This is a genomic window from Phaeobacter sp. PT47_59, assembly GCF_028890025.1.
Classification (GTDB): Bacteria; Pseudomonadota; Alphaproteobacteria; order Rhodobacterales; family Rhodobacteraceae; genus Phycobacter.
In genome coordinates this window covers 1-1951 of the sequence record NZ_JARCJL010000061.1, presented here as the reverse complement: position 1 = coordinate 1951, position 1951 = coordinate 1, and the positions used below count along the sequence as shown (strand labels likewise).

The following is a 1951-nucleotide window of genomic DNA, read 5'->3' as shown; positions in this document are numbered from 1 at the left end:
ATGGTAAACCGACCGGGCAGGTCGCGCCCATGCGCATCATGCGCCATGATGATGGTTTCCAGCTGCGCCTCGGAGAGGTGACCCTCCTCGACCAACCGTGCGGGCAGGCGCAAGTCATCACGACCCGTATTTGAGGGCATGGGCGGGGCAACCGAGGCCATGGCGATGCTCTCGACGAGCGGGGTGGGATGTTCCTGCGCACCCGCGATCTCGATCCGTTGCGGACGGTAGCGCGCATAGATGTCCGAGATGGGCGTGTTGTCGCGCGGGATATCAAAGCTCGTGAAAGTTAGCGGGACAACGGCATTGGCCCGAGGCTTGGAGGCGGCGACAGGCGCAGCGGCGGTCTTGCGCGGAGCAGAGGATGGAACGGTCGGCCGAATGTGCGGGATCGCTGCTGCCCGTTGGGCGGGGTGCATCTCAGGCCGGGTTGCGGCCACGGCGTCGACAAAAGGAAGGGCTTCATCCAGATCGCACACAACGGCGCGGATCATCTCGCAATCCTCCTGCACCTTGTCGAAGATCATGAGCTGGGTTTCGACAGAGGTGCCGAGCTTGCGATAGACCTGTCCCGGCATCGTCAGCGCCAATCGCGGCGTCAGGAGACCGCAGGCGCGGGACCAATGCGCGGCATCGCGTTCGGGCGTGAATCCCGGCGGCATGATCGCCACCAGCCGCCCGCCGGGTGCCAGGCGCTTTGCAGCCGCGATGAGATGCTTGGCGGCGATGTGCTTGTCTCGGGAGCGATCGACCGAGGAGGCGAAGGGCGGGTTCATCACCACGACCTCGGGTAGAACCGGCGTCTGCAGCAGATCATCGATATGTTCGCCGTCATGGCCTGTGACCTCGCCGCCGAAAACCGCGCGCAGGAGGCGCTGGCGAAAGGGGTCGATCTCGTTGAGCAGAAGCGTGGCACCGGCCCGGGCGGCGAAAGCAGCCAGGGCACCGGTGCCAGCCGAGGGCTCCAGAACGGTCTCGCCCTTGCGGATCGCCGCGGCCCGCAAAACCAGCGCCGCGAATGGCAGCGGCGTGGAAAACTGCTGTAGCCGGATCTGCTGCTCTGACCGGCGGGTTTCCGTCAGGAGCCGTGAGGCAAGTAGCCTTGCAGCGGCGGTGTCACCTGCCGCGCCGTTCCCACGCAGCAGCACCTGGACAGCCGCTGCCTGCATCATGTCATAGGCCATGCGCCAGTCCCAGGCGCCACCGGCATCGCTGCCATGAAACGTCTCGCGCATGATACGCGCGAGCGCTGAACTGCGCAGGGGCTGGTCATCGACCTCCGTGCCGATTTGCGCGAGGGCAGAGGCGAGATCGGCTTCGGAGATTGCGAGAGCCGGGTTGGCCGTTCTGGGTTTGGACATGGGGATTTTCCTTTGGATCAGGGTCTGAGTTCCAAAGGACAAAAAGCCCGCTTTCGCTTTTCAGGGTGACGTAGTCAGACCGCGCCGACCTCAAAGGCTTGGTCAGGACTTGGGTTCGACCTGCCGCTTCGCATCAATCAATGCCTGTGCGGCCTGCATCACCTGAACCTGAGATGTTCCCGAGCGTGCATCCTCCAGCGCGGCCTGCACCTGCGCGCAAAACCACGTGTCATAAGAATTCGCTTCAGCGGCCACGGAAATGCTCCTCGAGCCCGATATCCAGCAGCTTGCCGAGGTCATCGGGCATGTCTGCAACGCGCACAGCAATTGGGAAACGGTGCCCCGTCAGGTCAGGCGCGCATTGCTCCTCTAGACCGAGGTGCTGCCTATCCTTTTCCGTCTCATTCATTGTGCTTTCTCCGACCGCATTATCAGCCGATGCTACATCTTCGAGCGTGGCGTCGTAAATGATAATGCCAAAGGGTCATAGCAAGCTGGCCCACTTACCGATCGGGCACCGCTTCAAGGGATTTCTCGAACCGCTTGCCTGCCGCTGCAGCTTCTTTCAAGAGCGCGTCGAAATTGTCAGG

At 63.0% G+C, this 1951-nt stretch carries 3 protein-coding genes and 1 pseudogene; all 4 read right to left on the bottom strand.

Going from position 1 to position 1951, the window contains the following annotated elements:
* The coding region (locus PXK01_RS21840) for a strawberry notch-like NTP hydrolase domain-containing protein (RefSeq protein WP_274861721.1) at positions 1-1361 on the bottom strand (1361 nt) is incomplete at its 3' end.
* 102 nt (positions 1362-1463) lie between these two features.
* Complete coding sequence (locus tag PXK01_RS21835) at positions 1464-1616, bottom strand: antitoxin PaaA2 family protein (protein ID WP_043754116.1); 153 nt, start codon at positions 1614-1616, stop codon at positions 1464-1466.
* Positions 1606-1770, bottom strand: coding sequence for a hypothetical protein (locus PXK01_RS21830; protein WP_009819683.1), 165 nt, complete (start codon positions 1768-1770; stop codon positions 1606-1608). The genes PXK01_RS21835 and PXK01_RS21830 overlap by 11 nt, the downstream gene beginning before the upstream one ends.
* 94 nt (positions 1771-1864) lie before the next feature.
* Positions 1865-1951, bottom strand: a pseudogene (locus tag PXK01_RS21970) (type II toxin-antitoxin system YhaV family toxin); the annotation flags it as partial.

Coding starts and splice junctions, on each gene's coding strand:
- PXK01_RS21830 (WP_009819683.1), bottom strand. CDS start 1,770: ATGAATGAGACGGAAAAGGATAGGCAGCACCTCGGTCTAGAGGAGCAA.